Below are 20,290 nucleotides of genomic sequence, written 5' to 3'. Positions count from 1 at the left end.
GCTGTCAACGTCCGCTCGACGGTGGCCGCCTTTCGGGGCGGTCTTAAAAGGGAACCGGGTGCAATTCCCGGACTGCCCCCGCAACTGTAAGCGGTGAGCGGCCCGACAAAACCACTGGCCTTGGGACAAGGCTGGGAAGGTTCGGCCCCGCGACGACCCGCAAGTCAGGAGACCTGCCGTCTGATCGAAACCGCCGGGAAACCGGCATATATCGCCGCCGGGTGGGCGGCAGGGAGAAAACAATATGCATATCGAACCCGGCGTCGTGGACGGCGCCAAAATGGTCTTCGCTTACGGGACTGCGGTCGCTGCGGCAGGCTATTCCCTCAAACTGGCCGCGGACGATCTGAAAACACATTCCGTGCTTTCCTTCGTGGCACGGGCCGTCATCGCCACCTTGGGTGTGTTCGTGTTCTTCGAAGTTCTGCCGCACTTCCCCGTCGGCATTTCTGAGGTGCATTTCATCCTCGGCACCACACTCTTCCTCATCCTCGGCGCCGCGCCTGCGGCTGTCGGGCTGGCCGCTGGCCTCTTGATCCAGGGCAGCCTTTTTGCGCCGTCCGATCTGCCGATGTATTTCGTGAACATCACGACCTTGCTGGTCCCGCTCTTTGCCGTGGATGCATTGGCGAAACGGATGGTTCCGGCTGACACGGCCTATGTGGATCTGCACTATGGGGACGTGCTGAAACTGTCGGCGGCCTATCAGGGCGGTATCGTGGCCTGGGTCGCGTTCTGGGCCTTTTACGGACAGGGATTTGGCGCGGAAAACATGGCTGCCGTGGGCAGCTTTGGTGTGGCCTATCTGCTGGTCATCCTGATCGAGCCTGTGGCGGATTTGGCAGTTCTGGCCGGTGCGAAAGCCCTGCACCGGTTCAAGGACAGCGCGGTCTTTACCCACCGCCTGCATCACGCGGCCTGACGGCCCCTAGCGGGAGAGGCGCCGCGCTGCGCGCGCGGCCCCTCTTTTTTCAGGATGACAGACCTTCTTTTGATCGGCATCGGGACGGGCAATCCGGACCACCTGACCACGGAGGCCCGCCGCGCCATCGCGGAGGCGGACCTGATCCTGCTGCCAGAAAAAGGTGCCGGAAAATCCGACCTGGCTGATCTGCGCCGCCAGATCATCGCGGAGGTGACAGATTGCCCGCCCCCCATCGCGACGTTCGAGATGCCTGAACGGGATCCCGAACTGCCCTATCTGCAGCGCGTCGAGGCCTGGCACGATATGATCGCGGACCGCTGGACGACATGCCTCGCCGAGTATGCAGAGGCACGGCGCGTTGCCCTTCTCGTTTGGGGGGATCCGTCGCTTTATGACAGTACGCTGAGGATCGCAGCGCGCCTGTCGCCGCGCCCGAAGATCCGGGTGATTCCGGGGATCACCTCGCTTCAGGCGCTGACAGCCGCGCATGTCATCCCGCTCAACACGCTGGGCGGGCCGGTTACGGTGACCACGGGCCGGAGATTGAGGGATCAAGGATGGCCAAAAGGCGCGGAAACCATTGTCGTCATGCTTGACGGTGGCTGCGCGTTTCAGACGCTCGATCCATCAGATCTTTGGATCTGGTGGGGGGCTTATCTGGGTATGGAGGAGCAGATCCTGTGTGCCGGGCCATTGGCAGAGGTGGGCGAAGACATCATAGATCGGCGGGCCGCGGCACGGGCGGCACATGGCTGGATCATGGATACCTACCTTTTGCGGCGCGGCACATCAGGGTTGGACTGAGCCTGCTTTGCAGACCGGGTTGAGGGGGCCAGCCCCCTCTTGGCCCCTGGCCAATTCACCCCCGGGATATTTTTGACCCAAAGAAGCAGGGGATGCTGCGGAACGGGAGTGTTTTCCGTTTGACAGCCCTGGAGGGGTTGAGTATCCCGCGCTTTGTGTTGCGGCGTGATAGCTCAGTTGGTTAGAGCACAGCACTCATAATGCTGGGGTCGGCGGTTCAAGTCCGCCTCACGCTACCACACTCTTTTCCCGCACGGTGTCGATCATCAACTGGACGTTCTCCGGATCCGCGTCCGGCGTGATACCGTGGCCGAGGTTGAAGATGTGAGGGCCTTTGGAAAACGCGCTGACGATCTTGCGCGCATCGTCGATCAGCGCCTGACCACCGGTGACCATGTGGGAGGAGGCGAGGTTGCCTTGCACGCAGCCATCCTTTTGCATATGGGCCGCGGCCCATAGAGGGTCGACCGAGTTGTCCAGCGCCACGCAGTCGACGCCTGTCGCCTTGGCGAAACCTTCGTAGGCCGGACCCGCCTCGCGCGGGAAGCCGATGACGGGGATGTCCGGGTGGCGCGCCTTTAGAGCCTCGGTGATGATGCGGCAGGGCTCAAGCGCATATTTGGTGAAGGCCTCGCCTTTGAGAGAGCCAGCCCAGCTGTCGAAGATCTTGACCACTTCGGCGCCAGCCTCGATCTGCATCGAGAGATAGTCGATGGTGGCTTCGGTGATGCGGTCCATAAGGGCTTCGAACAGAACGGTATTTTCTTCACGCAGGGCATGGGCCGGCCCCTGGTCGGGAGTGCCGCGACCGGCGATCATGTAGGTGGCCACCGTCCAGGGGGCACCGGCGAACCCGATCAGCGTGGTCTCGGACGGCAGTTCGCGGGAGAGGATGCGGACGGTCTCATAGATGGGGTTGAGCGTGTCGTGGATGTCCGTGGCCGGTTTCAGCTTGTCGAAATCGGCTTGTTCTGTGATCGTCGAGAGGCGCGGCCCCTCGCCGGTGACGAACCACAGATCGGCGCCAAGGGCTTGAGGAACAAGGAGAATATCAGCAAAGAGGATCGCCGCGTCGAACCCGTATCGGCGGATGGGCTGCAAGGTCACCTCGGCCGCGAGGTCGCTATTATAGCAGAGCGACAGGAAATCCCCCGCCTCCGCCCGCGTGGCGCGGTATTCGGGCAGGTAACGGCCCGCCTGACGCATCATCCAGATCGGGGGCGTGTCGAGAACCTCACCTGCCAGCGCGCGCAGGATTTTCTTTGTCGGGGCCATCACATATCCATCTTTTCTGCTTGCCAATGGGTCCCGTCTTGGCGTCAGTTTGTCAAGACCGCCCCGTTGTCACTTTTATCTGACGCCACTAAAAGACCATGCCATGACCCTGAGACTTCCGACCCCGACAGAGCCCCTGAAAATCGGTACGCGCGGCTCACCCCTGGCGCTGGCGCAGGCGTATGAGACGCGCTCGCGGCTGGCTCAAGCCTTTGATCTTGATGAAGAAGCCTTCGAGATCGTGGTGATCAAGGTGACCGGGGACATGATCCAGGACCGGGCGCTGAAAGAGATTGGCGGCAAGGGCCTGTTCACCAAGGAAATCGAGGAGGATTTGCTGTCAGGCAAGATTGACATTGCAGTTCACTCGATGAAGGACATGCCGGTGGAGCAGCCGGGCGGACTGCTGCTGGACACCTACCTGCCGCGGGAGGATGTGCGGGACGCGTTCATCTCGGGCGCGCTGACGCAGGTGGCGGATCTGGCGGAGGGCGCGGTTGTGGGCACGTCGAGCCTGAGGCGGAAGGCGCAGTTGCTGAACCGGAGGCCGGACCTGCAGGTGGTGGAGTTTCGGGGCAATGTGCAGACACGGTTGAAGAAGCTGGAGGAGAAGGTGGCGGAGTGCACCTTTCTCGCGATGGCAGGGCTTAACCGATTGAATATGAACGAGGTTCCAGCCAATCCGATTGCACCCGACGACATGCTGCCGGCGGTGGCGCAGGGGGCGATTGGCATCGAGCGGCGCGGGGATGATGCGCGCGTTGCGGAGATGCTGGAGGCCATTCACGACGGGCCGACAGGGCAGAGGCTCGCGGCGGAGCGCGCGTTTTTGAAGACGTTGGACGGGTCTTGCGAGACGCCGATTGCGGGGCTTGCCGAATTGGAGGGCGGATCGCTGCGACTGAGAGGCGAAGTTTTGCGGCCCGACGGGTCAGAGAGCTTGAGTGACGAAGATCACGGTGACATCGCGGATGGACCTGAGATGGGTCGCGCTATGGCTCTGAAATTGCTGGAGAAAGCAGGGCCCGGCTTCTTTGACTGGCATAGCTGACCAAGCGCCCGTGACGTGGCGATTTCGTTGACAGGGTGATCCTGAGCCTCCACCTTTGAGATAGGAGGAGGTTCGACCATGACACCTGGAAAGGCCTATCTGACCACCGAGGAAATTCGACCGCTGGCGGAACGCTCTGACGCGATGGGCGTCTGGCTGGTGGTGCATTGCTGGGGCACGATTGCGCTGGCTTTGGCGATTTTTGCGTTATTTCCCAATGTGTTGACCTTTTTTCTGGCGGTGATGATCATCGGGTCGCGACAATTGGGGCTTGCGATCCTGATGCATGAGGCGGCGCATAATGCGCTGTTTAAATCCCGTAAGATCAACGACTTCGTGGGAGAGTGGTTGTGCGGGCGGCCGATCCTGGCGGAGTTGAGCGCCTATCGGCATTATCACCTGACGCATCATCGCTTCACGCAGACGGAAAAGGACCCGGATCTGGCACTGTCGTCGAAGTTTCCGACCACACGGGCATCGTTAAAACGTAAGTTTATCAGGGACTTGACCGGACAGACCGGGGTCAAGCAACTGGCGGGACAGATCCTGATGTCGTTTCGTCTGGCAGGCGATGACGAGGCGTTGGAGGCGGCCAACAGCGACTTTGCGCAGGCCTTCAAGGCGCGGGATCTGTGGAAATCCTTCCCTGTTTTCATAGGGATAATGGTGCTTTTCGGACTTGTGGGAAAGTGGTGGTGGGGCCTGGCCTTCTGGCTGCTGCCGTTCCTGACCTGGTTCCAGCTGGTGCTGCGCATCCGCAATATCGCGGAGCATGGGGCCACGGAAGTCTCTGAAAACGCTTTACAAAATGTACGCACGACCATGGCGGGGCCACTGATGCGGCTGTTCGTGGCGCCCTATTGGGTGAACTATCATCTGGAGCATCACATGGTGATGCATGTGCCCTGCTGGCGGTTGCGAGACATGCATGAGTTGCTGGTGCAGAAGGGACTGAAGCCGCAGATGCGGGTGGCGAAAAGTTACTGGCAGGCGCTGGGGGACGCGGGCTGGCGCGCAGCGTGACTTTGGGCGGTTAGTACGGGATTTGGTACGAAACAGGTCCTCTGAGACAACGCTGAAACGGGCTTCTTTCGGGACTTTGGGGTGTTTGTACGCGATTTCGTACGAAACGCCGTTTTTGCGGGGAGCGGACGGTCGGGTGAGCCGGCGTTAACCGGTTTTTGGCAGGGTCGGAGCCTCTTGGCGCGAGGGATGCGAGATGATCCGAACCTGCTCGATCAGTCATATGAGAGACAATCTGGGCCGCTTTCTACAGGACGCAGCGTGGAACGACCACCGGTATCTGATCCTCAAGAACGGGCGGGAGTTGGGTGGGCTCGTCTCGGCCCGGGAGTTGCATTTGCTGGAGAATGCAAAGAGCCGGTCGATGGAGTTCAAGGCGCTGCAGATCGCGGAGGAGATGATGCGGTGGCGGATCATCCGGGAGGGGTTGGAGAAGCACAGGCGGGAGAGTGAGGTGGGTGAATGATCGTCGAGCGCGTTAGCGAAGTTTCGAAATCCGGCTACACGCGACACTTTTTCATCGGCTCGAAACAAAGGCCAGCCCCCGACAGCGGGTGGGGGTGAAGCCCCCGCCCGGGGGGCGGTCGGGGGCTGGCCGTGATGCATAGCATCACGGCCGGAGATTGTGAGCGCGGTATCGAATTGTCTTCGGAAGCATCTGATTTCGGAGCGGCAGCGGGGTGAAATACCGCCCTTCGGTGTTTGGGCGGGGTCAGACCCACTTGGCGAGGGGGGGCAGGCTCATGAGAACGGCGTTGGCGTCGTGGCCGGTTTCCAGGCCGAACTTGGTGCCGCGGTCGTAGACGAGGTTGTACTCGGCGTAGAGGCCGCGATGGACAAGCTGGGTGTCCTTGTCGGCGTCGGTCCAGTCCTGCAGGCGGCGTTTCTCGACGAGAGGGACATAGGCGGGCAGGAAGGCGCGACCGATGTCCTGGGTCAGGGCGAAATCGGCCTGCCAGTCTCCGGTGCAGTGGTCATCCATGAAGATCCCCCCCACCCCGCGCGCGCGGTGGCGGTGGGGGATGTAGAAATACTCGTCGGCCCAGGTTTTCAGGCGGGGGTAATGCTCGCCCCCGTGGGGGTCGAGATGAGCCTGCTGCTGGGCGTGGAAATGGGCGGTGTCCTCGTCATATTCGATGCAGGGGTTCAGGTCGGAGCCGCCGCCGAACCACCAGGCATGGGGCGTCCAGAACATGCGCGTGTTCATGTGGACGGCAGGCACGTGAGGGTTCTGCATGTGCGCGACAAGGGAGATGCCGGAGGCCCAGAAGCGCGGATCGTCCTTCATGCCGGGGATGCCCTTTCGGGCGGCCATGGCGTTCTGGGCGCGCTCGCCCAGGGTGCCGTAGACGGTGGAGACGTTCACGCCGACCTTTTCGAAGACACGGCCCCCGCGCATCACGCTCATCAGCCCGCCCCCGGCATCGGAGCCGTCGTCGGAGCGGCGCTTGGTCTCGGTCACCTCGAAGCGGGCGGGTTTGGCGTCGGAGAGCGGGCCGGTGACGTGGCTGTCTTCCAAAGCCTCGAAGGCGGCGACGATGTCGTCGCGCAGGCGGCGGAACCAGGCGGAGGCGGTGGCTTTTTCGGTGTCAAACTGGATTGTCATGAGAGGTGTTCCCCTGTTGTTACAGTAAGTTTAAGGGGAAATGGAGGGAGGGTCACGGGGGAATGCGATCTTGGGGTGCAATGCCGGGTACAATGGAACGCGATACGGGGTGGATGACACGCAACAGAGGCCAGCGCCCGACCCTGGGTGGGCGTGAAGCGCCCTCCCGTCGCACCTGCGCGGTGCGCCGATCTTTGTTTGCACGCCTTCGGCATGACGGGGCGGGTCGGGCGCTGGCCGTGATGCGGGCATCACGGCTGGAGAGTTAAAGGGATGGCGCTCCCTCTTGGGTGGCGCGGCGGGGTGAACCCCGCCCTACGGAGGTGGGGGCCGGAGGCTAAATCCAAAGAGGCACGTGCGGCGATCAGTGTGCGGGGGCGGCGACGGGGTCGAGGAGGGTGCGGCCACCGTCGAGGGTCAGGATCTGGCCGGTCATGAAGCCCGAGCCGTCGGAGGCGAGGTATTGGACGGCGTCGGCGAGCTCTCCCGGGGCGGCGATGCGCGACAGGGGCGTGTGTTTTTCGATGTCGGAGCGGTAGTCACCGTTTTCCTTGAGCGTGCCCTTGAGTGACGCGCTCATCACCGAGCCGAAGGCTACGGCGTTCACGCGGATGCGGTGGGGCGCCAGGGCCACGGCCAGAGAGCGGGTCATCTGGTCGAGCGCGGCCGACGATACGGAATAGGCCAGCAAATCGGGATGGGTGCGGCGCGCGGCGATGGAGCTGAGATTGATGATGGACCCCGCGACACGGTCCTCCTGCCCCTCGGCTTGCTTGATCATCCGGCGGGCCACGACCTGCGACAGCCGGAGGGCGGGCATCAGATTCTGATCGAGCAGCATGCCGACCGTGTTGTCCTGCGGATCGAGCGGATCGGACGTGATCACCTGACGCGCCCCGTTGACGAGGATGTTGACCTCGTCAAAGGCGTCGAGCGTGGCGGAGAGCAGGTTGGCGATCGTCAGCCGTTCCCGCAGGTCACCGGCGAAATAGCGGATATTGCTGTCTTCGGCCTGATCGCCGATCTGTTCGGCCAGATGCGCTTCGTCCATGTCGACGAACATCACATTGGCGCCTTTCTCGGCGAATTGGCGACCGATGGCGAGGCCGATGCCATGGGCTGCGCCCGTCACGATGGCGGTTTTGCCGGCGATGGAGAAGGACATGGAGGCTCCCTGTTTTCAGGCGACGATAGCCGGGATCAGGCGCGGCGGCGAGTGGGCCGCGCGGCGTGGATCAGTTTGAAGCGGGAATCGCCCGACGGTTCGGTGATCTCGCGGAAAGATTGGGCGAGCGTGTCTTCGTAGGGCAGATGGCGGTTGGCGACCATCCAGAGCTGACCGGAGGGCTTGAGCATCGCGGAGGCGGAGGTGATGAAAGCCTGGCCGAGACCGGGATCGCCGCTGCGGCCGGTATGGAACGGAGGGTTCATCACCACGGTGTCGAGCGGTTCGGGGGGCTGCCAGTGACGGGCATCGGCCCAATGGAACCGGGCCCGGGGGTCGGTCACGTTCAGGCGGGCGCAGCGTAACGCGACCTCGTCGGCCTCCACCAGGTGAAGGGCGGCGAGGTCGCCCCGGGAAAGGATCGCGGAGGAGAGATAGCCCCAACCGGCGCCAAGATCGGCAACATGGGCACCGAGCCGGGCGGGCAAGGCGGAGGCCAGAAGGGCGGAGGCGGGGTCGACTCCATCTGCGGAAAAGACGCCCGGCAGCGTGGTGAAGCCGTCGATTTGAGACGGCCGCGCGACCCAGTCGGAGAAGGCCGCGGGATCGGCGGGAAGCCAGAAGAGCTTGCCATGCGCCTTGGAAAGGCTGCCGCTGACGGGCAGTCGCTTGCGAACCTCCTTGAGCAGGCTGTCGATACCGTCGGTCTTGGCCCCGTCGATGAGGACCGGTCCGGAGGTGAGCGCCATGGCCTGGGCGATCACCGCACGCGCCGCCGCCTTGGCACGGGGCAGAAAGACGATACTGCACGCAAAGGGACCCGCTGGGTCGGTGCCACACTCATACCCTTGTGCCCGCCAGTGATCATATGCGGGTCGGAGGGGCGTGACGATCTGGCAGCGGGCGCGGGGCAGCGCCGAAAGATCGGCATCGGGAGAGGCGCCGAAAACGGCGATCCGGCCCGTTTCGGGCAGCGACAAAGCGCCCTCGGAGAGAGCCAGGGAGAGGCGGGGCGACATGGGGCGCGCTCCTAGTCCTCTTTCTCCATCGTGCATTGAAGGGGGTGTTGGTGGCGGCGGGCGAAATCCATCACCTGGCCGACCTTGGTCTCGGCGATCTCATGGCTGAAGACACCGACCACGGCGACGCCTTTTTTGTGCACGGTCAGCATGATCTCGAACGCCTGGGCATGGGTCATGCCGAAGAACCGTTCGAGCACGTGCACGACGAATTCCATGGGGGTATAATCGTCGTTCAGCAAAAGCACCTTATAGAGCGGCGGGCGCTTGGTTTTCGGACGCACATCCAGCAGGACGGAGGCGTCACCATCGTCGTCCTTTTGCTCTGACATCATCAGGGGCTCTTGCATCATCACGCGTTTTCGCTCAGGTCCGGAAGGGATTTTGAATGGTTTATATAACGTACCTGAAAAATTAGAAAAGGGATTGCGGAGCATCAGCGATGGGCAAAAACCTGACAATCGTGGGCTTCGATGCCGATGACACGCTGTGGCACAATGAACGCTTCTATCAGCTGACGCAGGAGCGGTTCACCGAACTACTGGCCGATCACGCCGAGCCGGAGCATCTGGCGGAGCGGCTGCTGGAGGCGGAGAAGCGGAACCTCGGCCATTACGGATACGGCATCAAGGGCTTCGTGCTGTCGATGATCGAGACGGCGGTGGAGGTCACGGAAGGCCGCGTACCGGGCCACGTGATCGCGGAGCTGATGGAGGCGGGCCGGGATATGCTGGCCCATCCGGTCGAACTCCTGCCCCACGCGAGGGAGGCGGTGGAGCGGGTGGCGGACACGCACCGGGTGCTGCTGATCACCAAGGGAGACCTTTTGCACCAGGAGCGCAAGCTGGCGGCGTCGGGTCTAGGAGATCTCTTTGACGGGGTGGAGATCGTGTCGGAGAAGACGACAGAGGTTTACGCCCGCATCTTTGCCGATCACGGAGACGGGGCGGAGCGGGCGATGATGGTGGGCAATTCCATGCGCTCGGACGTGGTGCCGGCGGTAGAGGCAGGCGGCTGGGGCGTCTTCGTGCCCCACGGGATCGAATGGGAGATCGAAAAGGCCGATCCGCCGAAAGAGGCGCCACGGTTCCGGGAACTTAACGATCTGGCCGGTCTGCCGGATCTGGTGCGCGATCTGGACTGAGCCGGCACGTCAGGGCAGATCCCGCAACACGCCGTCCTGCAGCAGAACCGCGCGCGTTACCCCGATATTGTCCAGAAAGACCTGGTCATGGCTGACAACCAGCAAAGCGCCCGGATAGCCGCGCAACGCCTCTTCGAGCTGTGAGATGGCGTCGAGATCGAGGTGGTTGGTCGGCTCGTCCAGCAAGAGCAGATCGGGCGCGTCCTCTCCGCCCAGGGCGATGGCCAGACCGGCCCGCATCCTTTCCCCCCCGCTGAGCGCGGAGGCCGGCTTGTCCGCGGCCACGTTGCGAAAGCCGAAACGCGCCAGCGTTGCCCGGGCCTCTTCGGGCGGCAGACCCGGATGCAGGCGCTGCATGGCCTCAAAAAGCGTTTCGTCCGGCCCGAGAGTGCGGACATCCTGGTCAAAGACAGCCAGACGATCCGACCGCTGAAACGTGCCGCCCAAGGGGGCGAGATCGCCACGCAGAAGATCGAAAAGCGTGCTTTTGCCCGCGCCGTTTGCACCATCGAGCGCCAGCCGTTCGCCGGCCATCAGGACAAGATCCAGCGGGCCCAGCCGGAAGGCGCCGCGCTGCGCCTGCACCCCATTGAGCCGCAGAACGGCGCCGTGACCGCGCGCGCCAGAGGCTTCGATCCGGAGAGGCGCGCGGATGTCGATCTGCGCCTGCGCTTCGGCCCGCACGGCCTCCGCCCTGGCGGCAAGCCGCGCGTCAAGGCGCCGGTCCCGCGCCCCGGTGCGGTCCGCGCGATCAGCGCGGGCATCCAGCAGAACCTTGGGTTGCGATCCGGCGGCCCGCTGGGCCCGCCCTTGCCGCGCCCGCCGGGCGGCCCGCTCGCGCCGGATCTGGATCGCCCGGTCGACCTGGGCCACCTGCCGTTCGGCCCGCGCAAGGGAGGCCGCGTTCCGGGCATCCCGCGCGGCCTGCGCGGCGGCATAGGCGGACCAACCGCCATCATGAAGACTGCACCCGGCAGGCGACAGCGCGAGAATGCGATCCATCCGCTCAAGAAGCGCGCGGTCGTGGCTGGCCACAACGACACCGCCGGGCCAGCCCGCGATCAGATCTGAGACAAGGCGGCGGCCGTCGGCATCGAGCGTGTTGGTGGGCTCGTCCAGCAAGAGCAGATCCGGAGCGGTGAGCCAGAGCTGTGCCAGACCGAGCCGGGTGCGCTGCCCGCCGGAGAGCTGAGAGAGAGGGCGCATCAGCATGTCATCCGAGAGGCCCACGCGCGCCAGCGCCTGGGACAGGCGGGTCGCCAGCGTCCAATCGGCGGCGTCGAGATCGGCCTGATCGTAATGTCCCGTCTCAATCCGGTTCAGACAGGCGACAGCCTCTTGCACGCCAAGGGCGGCAGAGACGGTGACGCGCAGGTCCGGCCAGGTCTGGCGGAGAGAGCCGATACTGCCCTGACGGCGCACCTGACCCGACGCCGGGGGCACCTGCCCGGCCATGACGGCAAGAAGACTGGATTTGCCGACCCCGTTCGGCCCCACAAGACCGGTTCGTTCGGCCCCGAAAGAGACGGTCAGATCGCGCAGCAGAACGCGCCCGTCCGGCGCGCAGAGGGTGGTGGCATGAAGAGAGACAAAGGAGTGCATGGATGGCCCGGATAACCTGAAAGACATGGGGTGATGGCTTTGAGGGTGTGGTCCATGACGTCCTCCCTTGGGTGTCGTCGCTCAGGATAGCAGCGCCGCGGGCCCGCCCGCAACGACCGACCGCCCCTACAGGGACGCATGAGCGGGTGTGCCGCCACATTCCTGCCACAATCACCGGTTTTGCGGTGCGTGCGGAAAAAGACCCAAAATCTTGAGACGCAGGATTACGCTTTTCCACTAAATCCTTGTGCATCTTGGGTTTCTTTTGAAAGGCCGCTGTGGTAGCTTGTCATCAAGCAGTTTTCAAAAAATGTCAGTCGGACAACCGGCGGCGTGAGGCAGATAGAGGCAGACATCGTGCAGGTTCGGCGCAGCAGGCCGGCCCATATTGGGCTGTATGTATTTACCGCAATTTGGTTGTTCGTGATCCTCCCGCTCAGCGTGGCGGCAGCCCCTTATGCGGCGATGGTGATGGACGCGCGTACGGGCGAGGTGCTGCATTCGCGCAATGCCGATACGCGCCTGCATCCGGCCTCTCTGACCAAGATGATGACGCTTTATGTTGCGTTCGACGCGATCCGGAACGGAGAGATCACGCTGGATACGAAAATCCGGGTGTCGAAGAAAGCCGCAGCGGAAATCCCCTCGAAGCTGGGGTTGAAAGCCGGGCAGCGCATCGCGTTGCGCTATCTGATCCGCGCCTCTGCCATCAAGTCGGCCAACGATGCCGCCACGGCCATCGCCGAGGGGATTTCAGGCTCAGAAGCGGCTTTTGCCCGGCGCATGACACGCACGGCGAAATCGCTGGGCATGACCCGGACGACGTTCAAGAACGCCCACGGGCTGACGGAAAGCGGGCATTTGTCCACCGCCCGCGACATGACGATCATGGGACGCCACCTGCTTTACGATTTCCCGCAATATTACAACATCTTCTCACGCCGCTCGACCCATGCGGGCATCACGGAGGTGCGCAATACGAACCGGCGCCTGCTGGACGCCTATCGCGGCGCGGACGGGATCAAGACGGGGTATACCCGCGCGGCGGGCTTCAACCTTGTCGCGTCGGCAGAGCGCGGCAATGAACGGGTCATCGCCACGGTGTTCGGGGGCAAATCGACGGCGTCGCGCAACGCGAAGGTGGCCGAGCTTCTGGATCTGGGCTTCCGCCGGGCACCGTCGAACGCGCCGGTGCGCAAACCGCAGCGCGGAGAGATGGTGGCCGAAGCGGCCCCCACGAACGGCGCGGCGGGCAAGACGATCCGGGTGTCGGGGTTGGTCAAGACGAGCCTCAGACCACAGGCCCGCAAGGGAAGCGAGACGCTTCTGGTGGCAGAGGTCGATACCGATGCCGCCGTTCGGGAGGCCGCGGAGACCGCGGAAACCACCCTGCGGGAGAGCATAGATGCGGTGGTCGCGGAGGCCGGAGCGCCACAGGCGCAGGCGCCCACGACACGACCTGCGGCGCGGCCGCAGAACCTGGTCCTCGCATCGACCGCGCCAAGCGAGCCGATCACCGAACAGGAGGTGGTCACGCGGCTCTCCACCTCGGGCGGGCGGCATTGGGGGATCAATGTGGGCCGGTACACAAGCCGCTATCAGGCCGAGAAGGTTCTGCTGCGCACAGCCTTGACCGAGATGTCGTCGCTGGACGGCACGCTTCGCAAGGTCGTGCAGAGCAAACGAGGGTTCGATGCCAACTTTCTGGGGATGACCCGCGAAAGCGCCGATCTGGCCTGCCGCAGGCTTCAGGCGCGCAACGTCACCTGTTTCATGGTCGGACCATCGTCCTGACCGCGCCCCCTTTCAGCGCGTCAGGCATGAGCTAGTGCAGGTCGCACCTGCGTTAAGATTAATGATCATTAACCCTAAACAGCATTCACCTTAACGACTATTAAGGTTAATGCGCCCCCCGGGGAACATCGCGTCTGCGCGGCAAATTCACCATCCTGCGCGCGTCCCCGCTTCTTCTGGCCAAATAGGCTCCTGCCAAGGGCTGTCTGCTTTCCCAAGGGAAAACAGGGAGATAAAGGGTCAAGGCTTGGGGTGGTCGTCCCAATCCTTCGACAGGATCCTGCGGCTGTCGCCTTCGGGATCGTCATATTGGTTCGACCGGACCGTATAGACAAACGCGATCAGCCCGACAGCGCCAAGAACCAGCGAGATCGGGATGAGGTAGGCGAGGACGTTCATGGCTCAGCCTCCTTTCAGGCGCAGCGCGTTCAGGGACACCGTCACCGACGATGTGGACATGGCAAGGGCCGCGATCAGAGGCGTGGCAAGGCCTGCCACGGCAAGCGGCACCGCGATGATGTTGTAAAGTGTCGCGATCTGAAAGTTCTCGCGAATGCGCCGCGTGGCGGATTGCGCTGTCGCCACCGCGCTGGGGATCGGTGCCAGATCCTGGCCAAGAAGCACGACATCGGAGGCCACCCGCGCAGCGTCAAGCGCGGATGCGGGCGAGATCGAGACATGTGCTGCGGCCAGTGCGGCGGTGTCGTTCAGCCCGTCACCGACCATCAGGACATGGCGTCCCGCGCCGGAGAGCGCCTGGATATGGGCCGCCTTCTCCTCGGGGGGCGCCTCGGCAATCCAGTCGGGGATGCCCAATTCGCGCGCCAGCCGCTCGACCGCGAGGGGCGCATCGCCGGAGACGAGTTCTACCTTCAGGCCGCGCTCAAGAAGCCCTGAGACCGTTTCAGCGGCCCCCGGGCGCAGCGTATCGGTGAACGTGAAGGCGCGGGGCGCCTCCGATCCGATGCGCAGAAAGGCCGATGTCTCAGCCCCTTGCGGAGCGCCGACCCAGGCGGCGCGGCCAAGGCGCACCGTCTCGCCATGAAAGCGCCCTTCGGTCCCGAAGCCGGGAACCTCGCGAATGTCGGTCACCCGGGCCGGTTTGATCCCCGCCTCGCCGGCCGCCCGGCTGAGCGCGCGGGAGAGGGGATGGGCGGAGCTTTCGGCCAGGGCCAGCGCTACTTCGAGATCGCGGCGCGGATGATCCCCGAGGTTCGTCAAATCCGGCTGGCCTGTGGTCAGCGTTCCCGTCTTGTCGAAGACGACCGTATCGACCTGCGCCATGCGTTCCAGCGCGGTAGGATGCTTGATCAGCAAACCCTTCTTGAAGAGACGCCCCGACGCGGCGGTGGTCACGGCGGGCACGGCCAGACCCAGCGCGCAGGGGCAGGTGATGATCAGAACCGCCGCCGCGATATTCAGCGACACGCGCAGATCGCCGGACCAGAGATACCAGCCCAGAAAGCTAAGCGCCGACAGGATATGAACGCCGGGCGCATAAAGCTTTGCCGCAGCATCTGCGAGAGGCGTGTAGCGCGCGCGCCCGCTTTCGGCGACGGCCACCAGATCCGCCATGCGGTGGAGCGATGTATCCTCTCCCACGGCGGTGGCGCGGATGGTCAGCGGACCGGTCAGATTGACCTCTCCGGCGCTGACGGTTTGACCGGGTTCGGCAAAGACCGGCAGTGTTTCCCCGGTCAGAAGCGAGCGGTCGAGTTCGGACCGACCCTCCGCGATCTCGCCATCGACAGGCATGCGCGCACCGGGGCGGACGCGGATCAGATCGCCGACACGCAGGTCGGAAATCGGGCGCTCAACCTCCCTGCCCTCTTCGAGACGCAGGGCACGGGGCACTTCGAGCGCGGTCAGCTCTTCCGCGGCGGACCGGGCAATGGCGCGGGTCCGGTGGTCGAGATACCGCCCCGCAAGAAGAAAGAAGGTCAGGACCAGCGCGGCGTCGAAATAGGCGTGATGCCCCGACAAAGCGGTTTCCCAGAGAGAGGTGATCAGGGCCAGCACGATGGCCAGAACGATCGGCACATCCATGTTGAGCTTGCGCACCGAAAGCGCCGCCCAGGCGTTGCGGAAGAACGGTTGCGCGGAAAAGGCGATGGCCGGCAGCGTGATCGCGGCGGAGATCCAGTGGAACATGTCGCGCGTGGCGTCGCTGGCCCCCGACCAGACCGACACCGACAAGAGCATCACGTTCATCGAGGCAAAGCCGGCTACGGCCAGCCGCATCAGAAGGTCCCGGCCCGCCTTGTCGGTCGTGGTGGCCTGAAGGGCGCCGGTGTCGAGCTCATGGGCTTCGAAGCCCTCCGCCTCGAGCACGGGGATGAGATCGGCGGCCTGCATGTTGGGCGCGGCATCGACCAGCGCGCGCTTGAGGGTCAGATTGACCCGCGCATCGCGCACGCCGGGATGCGCGGCGAGCGCCTTTTCCACCCGAGAGATGCAGCCCTGGCAATGAATTGTGGGCAGGGACAGCGCCAGACGCGCCTCTGCCGGGGCGGGTTCAACGTCTTTGGGCATGGCCACACATCCAGGGCATCCGGCCGGTACACTCCTAGCGTTTGACATGCAGGACCACGCGCTGGGTGAATTCGGTGCCATCCCGCGCCACGGCTTTCATCCGGATGTTCCAGTTGCCATCGCCCAGCGCCACCGGAGCGACGTAGGAGATGCCGTCAAAGACAAAGCTCGGTTCGCTATCGTCGCGGGTATGGGTGGCCCGGCCGAGGGTCGCGTCGAGGGCCGTGACCTCGACGGGGGCGCCCTGGTCGTCATTGATGTAGAGCCGGACCTGGCCCGCCTCGGCCTCGGCCTTGACGTCCCATCCCAGCGCCTCCTGCTCGGCCCGGCGGTCATCGAAGCTTTGGCTTGCGACATAGGAATTCTTGACTTCCAGTCCGGGGAAGGTGCTCACGGCGCTGTAGGCCATGAAGAAGTTGACGGCGAAGATCACGCCGAAGACGCCGACAAAGATCATGAGCGCGTGCCGTCCGGTGAATTCCCGCTGGGCCATGGTCAGTTTCCTTTCCCGTTGAATGTGCTGTCCTTGAAGGCCCGGTCCCCGGTCGTCAGATCTTCGACCCAGAAACGCACGTCGGTCAATCCGGCCTCAGCGGGCGCGGAACCCGGCGGGGTGATGACATAGACACGCTGCAACTGCGTGGTGTCGGCGGGCATGTGAATGGTCTGATAAGGCGTGCCTTCGAGCTGCACGCGCAATGTGGAATCGCCGGTGATGAAGAGGCGGAACATCCGGTAATCGCCATGCTTGTTGAGCAGCCGCACATCATACGTGTTGCGGATCGAGCCATCGGACATCGTCACAAAGGTCGGGTTGCGCACGGGCGCGACGGTCATCTCGATCTCGGGCCGGATGAAGAGCGCAAAGATCAGCCCGGCCCCGACGATGGACCAAAGGGACGTATACATGATGACACGGGGGCGGAAGATGTGATGCCAGATGGGCCGCGGGCTTCCACCCTTCTTCTCGCGTGTTTCGTCAGAGAGCGCCATATAGTCGATAAGGCCACGCGGCTTGCCGATCTTCTCCATCACGTCGTCACAGGCGTCGATGCAAAGCGCACAGGTGATGCATTCCAGCTGCTGGCCATCCCGGATGTCGATCCCCATGGGGCAGACATTCACGCAGGCCATGCAGTCGATGCAATCGCCCATGGGCTCGCCCGACTTGACCTCGTCCGAATGCTTGCGCGGCTCACCCCGCCATTCACGATAGCCGACGGTAAGCGTTTCCTCGTCCATCATGGCGGCCTGGATGCGCGGCCAGGGGCAGGCATAGACGCAGATCTGTTCGCGCGCGAAGCCGCCAAAGAGAAATGTCGTGCCGGTGAGAATGCCCATCGTGATATAGGCCACGGGCGCGGCCTGAAGCGTGACGAGATCCCGAAGAAGCGTGGGCGCATCGGCAAAATAGAAGACCCAGGCCCCGCCGGTGGCGAGGCCGATCAAAAGCCAGACCGTCCATTTCGTGACCCTGAGACGGGCCTTTCTGAAATCCCATTTCTCCTGCCGGTGAAGGCGCAGGCGGGCGTTGCGGTCCCCTTCGATCCAGCGTTCGACGAGGATGAAAAGATCGGTCCAGACGGTCTGGGGGCAGGCATAGCCGCACCAGACCCGGCCCAACGCGGAGGTGAAGAGAAAGAGACCGAGACCGGCCATGATCAGAAGGCCCGCGACAAAGTAAAACTCATGCGGCCAGATCTCGATCCAGAAGAAATAGAAGCGGCGCCCGGCGAGGTCGAGCAAAACGGCCTGGTCGGGCAGGTTGGGGCCCCGGTCCCAGCGGATCCAGGGGAGGAGGTAATAGATGCCCAGCGTCACCGCGAGGATGACCCATTTGAGACTACGGAATTTTCCGCTCACACGGCGGGGAAAGATGGGCTCCCTGGCAGCGTAAAGGCTGGGGGCGGGGCTGGTTTCGGTCACGCGCGGTGGCTCCGGTTTTTGATGGTGTTTTTCTGGGCTTGTCCCAGATGCCGGGCAGACCCACTTTGACTTGGGTCAAAAATGCGCATCGAAGAGGCGCCTTTTCAGACACCTGCGCGTTTTTGACGCCGCAGCCAGGCGATGAACTGGCGCAGCTCGGGGCGCAGAACGCCCGGCAGCGTCACGATGTGATAGCCCTTGTCGGGATCTTCCTCGAAAAGTGCTACAAGTCGTCCGGCCTGAAGGTCGGGTTCGACAAAGCAGCGCACGGTGACGGCCACGCCGTGGCCGTCGCGCGCAGAGGCCAGAAGCAGGTTACCGGGAAGCTGCACGGTGCCGCCGACCATGCCCTGGGCCACGCCATGGGAGCGCAGCCAGTTATTGGCCTCGGTCGTGCCCAGCTCTTCGAGCCAGGGCAGATCGGCGAGGTCGATGGGCCGGCGGATCGTACGCCCGGCCAGAAGACTGGGCGCGGCCACGACGATCATCGGAGAGCGCACGAGCATTTCAGAGGACAGGCCGGGCCAGTTGCCATCGCCATAGCGCAGCGCGACGTCGATGCCGCCGGGGCGAAGGGTGACGAGCTGGGGGCTGGGATCGATGCGCAGGTCGATGCGGGGATGGGCGGCGCGAAAGTCCTGCAGAATGGGCATAAGCCAGAATGTTGCAAAGGACGGGGTTGCAGAAATGTGCAGGGCGCGCGCGGCACCGCTTTGCGCGATCTCCTGCACTGCGGTGCGAATCGCTCCGAACCCAAGGGCGAGTGCATCCGCGAGGTGCTGACCGTCCGGCGTCAGCCGCAACGTCCGCCCCGAGCGGTCGAGCAGAGGCACATCCATATGCCGTTCAAGCGCCCGCAATTGCTGGCTGATGGCAGCATGGCTGACATTCAGCGATGCACCGGCGTCAACGACATTTCCGGTCTCCGCAAAGGCTGCAAAGGCGCGCAGGGCCGCGAGAGGAGGAAGATCAAGCCAGGACATGATGTAAGCCCAGATTACACGACAACATCCCAATTGAGTCGCATTGGATCGCCGATTGGTCAAGATTTCAGGGCAATATCCAGAAACGCAGGAGATTTCTCATGTTAAATATCTATGCAGCCTCGATGATGACGGCCACACGGACGGGATGTGTGAGAATGCGGGATTACATGCCTGAAAAACAAGCAAAACGCCGGTGGCTTCCTGCCGGCCATTGGTTTTTGAGCGCCGAGAAGTGCATCGACCCGCACCGGTTGTGACAGATGCGGGTCGAATGTGGTAGGACGGTGCCGACCTTCCAGGAAACGCGCGAACAGATCGGAAGGTCGACACCAGACTCTCGGGCGAGCCAACACGCCCGAGAGACCCCGTTATCTTGACGTTACTCGCCCCCGCCAAGTTGATGGACATATGTTGCCACAGCCCGGATTTCGGCCTCAGAAAGCCGGTTTGCCCAGGGCGGCATCACCCCAAAACGGCTATACGTCACCGTCTCGATTAACGTGTCATACTCCCCGCCATAAAGCCAGATGGCATCGGCAAGATTCGGCGCACCTTGGAAGATATCTCCCTCCCCCTGCTCGCCGTGACAGGCCGAACATTGATCCAGGAAAATCTCTTCGCCAGCGGCCACCTGATCCGGGTCGGCGGGCGTGCCGCCGGACAGGGTCATGACGTAGTTGACGACCTGAGTGATCTCCTGTTCCTCGAGGATCTCGCCATAGGCGGGCATCTCGGACCAGTGGGCGTCCGGGTCGTCTTCGTTCCGGATGCCGTGAGAGATGGTGTAGTGGATCGCTTCGATATCCCCACCCCAGAGCCAGTCATCGTCGAGCAGGTTCGGATAGCCTGCCGCCTGGACGCCCGCGGCCCCCGAGCCATGGCATTGCGAACACCAGCTTGCAAAGACGGACGCACCGGCCTGCCGCGCGAATTGCGCCAGTTCGGGATCGGCGGAGATCTCGGTCAATTCCGCCTCGGCCAGCCGCGCGGTGATCGGCGCATTGGCCTCTTCGACGCGGGCGATCTCTTCGGCGACCTCGGCCCTGGTGGAATAGCCCAGAAGGCCGGGTGTTGCCTGGCTGATCAGGGGCCAGGCGGGATAGGCGATGGTGTAGCCCACCCCCCAGATGATGGTGATGTAGAAGGTCCAGAGCCACCAGCGCGGAAGGGGATTGTTGAACTCTTCGATCCCGTCCCACTCGTGACCGGTGGTTTCCGGGTCGCCCTCAAATTTCTTGGATTTACTCATGTCCGCGGCTCCTCGGGATCGGCGGGTTTGTCATCGTGGCGAAACGGGATGTTGGCCGTATCGCGGTAGGTCTTGGTGGATCCGGGCCGGAAGACCCAGATCACGACGCCGATGAAGAAGATGAAGAGAGCCAGAAGGCCCCAGCTGTCGGCCACTTCACGCAGGAAGGAATAGGTTTCCATGTGTCTC

The 20,290-nt window shown here is 63.5% G+C and carries 20 protein-coding genes, 1 tRNA gene and 1 riboswitch; of the genes, 8 read left to right on the top strand and 13 right to left on the bottom strand.

Features of this window, described 5'->3' with window-relative positions; genetic code table 11:
* Window positions 1-2: 2 nt before the first annotated feature.
* A riboswitch (cobalamin riboswitch) is annotated at window positions 3-196 on the top strand.
* Window positions 197-244: 48 nt separating this feature from the next.
* From CFI11_RS03835 to CFI11_RS03825, 3 genes are all read left to right on the top strand, one after another.
* Window positions 245-922, top strand: coding sequence for an energy-coupling factor ABC transporter permease (locus tag CFI11_RS03835; protein WP_130403231.1), 678 nt, complete (start codon window positions 245-247; stop codon window positions 920-922).
* Between the two features lie 54 nt (window positions 923-976).
* Window positions 977-1,729 carry a precorrin-6A synthase (deacetylating) gene (gene cobF / locus CFI11_RS03830; protein WP_130403229.1) on the top strand — a complete coding sequence of 251 codons (753 nt, stop codon included), beginning with the start codon at window positions 977-979 and terminating at the stop codon, window positions 1,727-1,729.
* Between the two features lie 162 nt (window positions 1,730-1,891).
* A tRNA-Met gene (locus CFI11_RS03825) sits at window positions 1,892-1,968 on the top strand.
* Here CFI11_RS03825 and hemE read toward each other — a convergent pair.
* Window positions 1,958-3,004, bottom strand: coding sequence for a uroporphyrinogen decarboxylase (gene hemE, locus CFI11_RS03820; protein WP_130403227.1), 1,047 nt, complete (start codon window positions 3,002-3,004; stop codon window positions 1,958-1,960). The genes CFI11_RS03825 and hemE overlap by 11 nt on opposite strands.
* Window positions 3,005-3,107: 103 nt before the next feature.
* Here hemE and hemC point away from each other — a divergent pair, with 103 nt between their 5' ends.
* From hemC to CFI11_RS03805, 3 genes are all read left to right on the top strand, one after another.
* Window positions 3,108-4,055, top strand: coding sequence for a hydroxymethylbilane synthase (hemC, locus tag CFI11_RS03815; RefSeq protein WP_130403225.1), 948 nt, complete (start codon window positions 3,108-3,110; stop codon window positions 4,053-4,055).
* A gap of 78 nt (window positions 4,056-4,133) precedes the next feature.
* Window positions 4,134-5,078 (top strand): fatty acid desaturase family protein, encoded by a 945-nt coding sequence (locus CFI11_RS03810; protein ID WP_130403223.1) that lies wholly within the window; start codon window positions 4,134-4,136, stop codon window positions 5,076-5,078.
* A gap of 196 nt (window positions 5,079-5,274) precedes the next feature.
* Window positions 5,275-5,544, top strand: coding sequence for a hypothetical protein (locus CFI11_RS03805; RefSeq protein ID WP_130403221.1), 270 nt, complete (start codon window positions 5,275-5,277; stop codon window positions 5,542-5,544).
* A 246-nt stretch (window positions 5,545-5,790) separates the two neighbouring features.
* On the opposite strand, the gene hemF is transcribed toward CFI11_RS03805, so the two are convergent.
* The 4 genes from hemF to clpS form a co-directional block, all read right to left on the bottom strand.
* On the bottom strand, window positions 5,791-6,684 hold the full coding sequence (gene hemF, locus CFI11_RS03800; protein WP_130403218.1) for an oxygen-dependent coproporphyrinogen oxidase: 894 nt from the start codon (window positions 6,682-6,684) through the stop codon (window positions 5,791-5,793).
* A gap of 364 nt (window positions 6,685-7,048) precedes the next feature.
* Window positions 7,049-7,849, bottom strand: coding sequence for an SDR family NAD(P)-dependent oxidoreductase (locus tag CFI11_RS03795; protein WP_130403216.1), 801 nt, complete (start codon window positions 7,847-7,849; stop codon window positions 7,049-7,051).
* 35 nt (window positions 7,850-7,884) lie between these two features.
* The gene (locus CFI11_RS03790; protein WP_130403214.1) at window positions 7,885-8,868 is read right to left on the bottom strand and encodes a class I SAM-dependent methyltransferase; all 984 of its coding nucleotides are present in this window, start codon (window positions 8,866-8,868) and stop codon (window positions 7,885-7,887) included.
* 11 nt (window positions 8,869-8,879) lie between these two features.
* Window positions 8,880-9,221 carry an ATP-dependent Clp protease adapter ClpS gene (gene clpS, locus CFI11_RS03785; protein WP_130403212.1) on the bottom strand — a complete coding sequence of 114 codons (342 nt, stop codon included), beginning with the start codon at window positions 9,219-9,221 and terminating at the stop codon, window positions 8,880-8,882.
* A gap of 89 nt (window positions 9,222-9,310) precedes the next feature.
* Between clpS and CFI11_RS03780 the strand changes: the two genes are divergently transcribed.
* On the top strand, window positions 9,311-10,012 hold the full coding sequence (locus CFI11_RS03780) for an HAD family hydrolase (RefSeq protein ID WP_130403210.1): 702 nt from the start codon (window positions 9,311-9,313) through the stop codon (window positions 10,010-10,012).
* A gap of 9 nt (window positions 10,013-10,021) precedes the next feature.
* Here the strand turns inward: CFI11_RS03780 and CFI11_RS03775 are convergent, their stop codons facing one another.
* Entirely contained in the window at window positions 10,022-11,641 is a 1,620-nt protein-coding gene (locus CFI11_RS03775; RefSeq protein WP_130403208.1) for an ABC-F family ATP-binding cassette domain-containing protein, read from the bottom strand.
* A gap of 330 nt (window positions 11,642-11,971) precedes the next feature.
* Here CFI11_RS03775 and CFI11_RS03770 point away from each other — a divergent pair, with 330 nt between their 5' ends.
* Window positions 11,972-13,408 carry a D-alanyl-D-alanine carboxypeptidase family protein gene (locus tag CFI11_RS03770; protein WP_174843524.1) on the top strand — a complete coding sequence of 479 codons (1,437 nt, stop codon included), beginning with the start codon at window positions 11,972-11,974 and terminating at the stop codon, window positions 13,406-13,408.
* Window positions 13,409-13,648: 240 nt separating this feature from the next.
* On the opposite strand, the gene ccoS is transcribed toward CFI11_RS03770, so the two are convergent.
* The 7 genes from ccoS to CFI11_RS03735 all read right to left on the bottom strand — a co-directional run bounded on the left by ccoS (window position 13,649) and on the right by CFI11_RS03735 (window position 20,283).
* Window positions 13,649-13,807, bottom strand: a complete 159-nt coding sequence (ccoS, locus tag CFI11_RS03765) for a cbb3-type cytochrome oxidase assembly protein CcoS (protein WP_130403206.1) — start codon at window positions 13,805-13,807, stop codon at window positions 13,649-13,651.
* A 3-nt stretch (window positions 13,808-13,810) separates the two neighbouring features.
* A complete protein-coding gene (locus CFI11_RS03760; protein WP_130403204.1) occupies window positions 13,811-15,988 on the bottom strand; it encodes a heavy metal translocating P-type ATPase in 2,178 nt (725 codons plus the stop codon).
* The gene (locus CFI11_RS03755; protein ID WP_130403202.1) at window positions 15,975-16,433 is read right to left on the bottom strand and encodes a FixH family protein; all 459 of its coding nucleotides are present in this window, start codon (window positions 16,431-16,433) and stop codon (window positions 15,975-15,977) included. The genes CFI11_RS03760 and CFI11_RS03755 overlap by 14 nt, the downstream gene beginning before the upstream one ends.
* Before the next feature lie 2 nt (window positions 16,434-16,435).
* A complete protein-coding gene (ccoG, locus tag CFI11_RS03750) occupies window positions 16,436-17,866 on the bottom strand; it encodes a cytochrome c oxidase accessory protein CcoG (RefSeq protein WP_130403200.1) in 1,431 nt (476 codons plus the stop codon).
* Between the two features lie 104 nt (window positions 17,867-17,970).
* On the bottom strand, window positions 17,971-18,849 hold the full coding sequence (locus tag CFI11_RS03745; RefSeq protein ID WP_130403198.1) for a LysR family transcriptional regulator: 879 nt from the start codon (window positions 18,847-18,849) through the stop codon (window positions 17,971-17,973).
* Between the two features lie 382 nt (window positions 18,850-19,231).
* The gene (gene ccoP, locus CFI11_RS03740) at window positions 19,232-20,101 is read right to left on the bottom strand and encodes a cytochrome-c oxidase, cbb3-type subunit III (protein WP_130403196.1); all 870 of its coding nucleotides are present in this window, start codon (window positions 20,099-20,101) and stop codon (window positions 19,232-19,234) included.
* Complete coding sequence (locus CFI11_RS03735; RefSeq protein ID WP_130403194.1) at window positions 20,098-20,283, bottom strand: cbb3-type cytochrome c oxidase subunit 3; 186 nt, start codon at window positions 20,281-20,283, stop codon at window positions 20,098-20,100. The genes ccoP and CFI11_RS03735 overlap by 4 nt, the downstream gene beginning before the upstream one ends.
* Window positions 20,284-20,290 lie beyond the last annotated feature (7 nt).

The organism is Thalassococcus sp. S3, assembly GCF_004216475.1.
GTDB lineage: Bacteria > Pseudomonadota > Alphaproteobacteria > Rhodobacterales > Rhodobacteraceae.
The sequence above is the reverse complement of the archived record's forward strand: the minus strand, read 5'-3'. Positions and strand labels throughout refer to the sequence as shown.